This window comes from Streptomyces sp. PH10-H1, assembly GCF_030063355.1.
GTDB lineage: Bacteria > Actinomycetota > Actinomycetes > Streptomycetales > Streptomycetaceae > Actinacidiphila.
In genome coordinates this window covers 1-1,622 of record NZ_JASISZ010000203.1, presented here as the reverse complement: position 1 = coordinate 1,622, position 1,622 = coordinate 1, and the positions used below count along the sequence as shown (strand labels likewise).

General features: G+C 63.6%; 2 protein-coding genes. Both read left to right on the top strand.

The window, feature by feature from the left end:
- On the top strand, positions 1–872 hold an 872-nt coding region (locus QMK24_RS41205; protein WP_283472042.1), incomplete at its 5' end, for an ABC transporter permease.
- The coding region (locus QMK24_RS41200) for an ABC transporter ATP-binding protein (protein ID WP_502989175.1) at positions 829–1,622 on the top strand (794 nt) is incomplete at its 3' end. The genes QMK24_RS41205 and QMK24_RS41200, both read left to right, overlap by 44 nt.

The following is a 1,622-nucleotide window of genomic DNA, read 5'->3' as shown; positions in this document are numbered from 1 at the left end:
CCGATGGTGGGTTGTCGGCTGCCGAGCTGGCGGCGAAGTATGGGTTGTCGGTGAGTGGTGCCCGTCCTGGGCTGGGTGAGTACACCCGGCAGTTGTGGGGGCGGCGGCATTTCATCAATGAGTTCGCGAAGGCGCGTACGGCGGCGCAGTACACGCAGGCGCGGTTGGGTCAGTTGTGGCAGGTGATGACGCCGTTGCTGAATGCGGCGGTGTATTACCTGATCTTCGGTCTGTTGCTGGGGACCGATCGGGGTGTGGACAACTTCATCGCGTTTCTGGTGACGGGTATTTTCATCTTCACGTTCACTCAGTCGTCGATCATGAGTGGGGTGAAGGCGGTCTCGGGGAATCTGGGGCTGATTCGGGCGTTGCATTTTCCGCGGGCGTCGATGCCGATCGCGTTCACGTTGATGCAGTTGCAGCAGTTGCTGATGTCGATGCTGGTGCTGTTCTCGATTGTGCTGATGACCGGTGAGGTGCCGGCCTGGTCGTGGTTGCTGGCGGTTCCGGCGTTGTTCATCCAGTCGGTGTTCAATGCGGGTCTGGCGTTGGCGGTGGCGCGGCTGGGCAGTCGGATGACGGATCTGGCGCAGTTGATGCCGTTCATTTTGCGGACGTGGATGTACACGTCGGGTGTGATGTACAGCATCGCGAATTTCACGAAGACCGCGCCGCCGTTCGTGCGGTTGTTGCTGGATGTGAATCCGATCGCGGTGTACATCGATCTGATGCGGTTCGCGTTGATCGACAGTGTGACGGCGGACCAGATGCCGCCGCATGTGTGGGCGGTCGCGGTGGGCTGGGCGGTGTTCGCGGGGGTCGGCGGGTATGTGTATTTCTGGAAGGCTGAGGAGAAGTACGGCCGTGGCTGAGCAGACGCAGACGCAGACGCAGACATCGGCGGAGTCCCGGGTCCCGACGGTGATCGTGGACGATGTGCACATTGTGTACCGGGTGCACGGGGCGGGTGGCGGGAAGGGTTCCGCGACCGCGGCGCTGGGGCGCATGGTGTCGCGTAAGTCCTCGCCGAACGTGCGGCTGGTGCATGCGGTGCGGGGGGTGAGTTTCACGACCTACCGGGGGGAGGCGGTGGGGCTGATCGGGTCGAATGGGTCGGGGAAGTCCACGATGCTGCGGGCGATCGCGGGGTTGCTGCCGCCGGAGCGCGGCCGGGTCTACACCGATGGCCAGCCCTCGCTGCTGGGGGTGAACGCGGCGCTGATGAATGATCTGACCGGGGAGCGGAATGTGATCCTGGGAGGGTTGGCGATGGGGATGTCGCAGGAGGAGATCCGGGAGCGGTACGAGTCGATCGTGGAGTTCTCGGGGATCAACGAGAAGGGTGATTTCATCTCGTTGCCGATGCGGACGTATTCCTCGGGGATGGCGGCCCGGCTGCGGTTCTCGATCGCGGCGGCCAAGAATCATGACGTGCTGATGATCGATGAGGCGCTGGCGACCGGTGACCGGTCGTTCCAGAAGCGCTCGGAGGACCGCATCCGCGAGCTGCGCAAGGAGGCGGGCACGGTCTTCCTGGTCAGTCACAACAACAAGTCGATCCGGGACACCTGTGACCGGGTGCTGTGGCTGGAGAAGGGCGAGCTCCTCATGGACGGCCCGAC